Genomic DNA, 240 nt, shown 5'->3' on the forward strand with positions numbered 1-240 from the left:
GCTTCTTTAACCGCCTCAAGCACTATCGCGGCATTGCAACACGTTACGACAAAAACCCGGCCAATTTCCTGGCTGCTGTCAAACTCATCGCTGTCCGCATCTGGTGCATCACTTTATGAGTCTACGCCGTAGCATGGCACATCGGAAACCGCCATTTGGCGGCGGAAATCTCGGCGGACCGCATCTTGATACTCCGTGATCACGTCATCAAGTCGATGCTCATCGGCCTAGGTGCCAGCG

1 pseudogene is annotated in these 240 nt (G+C 54.6%); it reads left to right on the forward strand.

Annotation, left to right across the window (positions count from 1 at the left end):
- Nucleotides 1–128: 128 nt before the first annotated feature.
- Nucleotides 129–240 (forward strand): annotated as a pseudogene (locus ABE530_RS19755) (urease accessory protein UreE); the annotation flags it as partial.

This window comes from Brucella sp. TWI559 (assembly GCF_039674265.1).
Taxonomy (GTDB): domain Bacteria; phylum Pseudomonadota; class Alphaproteobacteria; order Rhizobiales; family Rhizobiaceae; genus Brucella; species Brucella chromiisoli.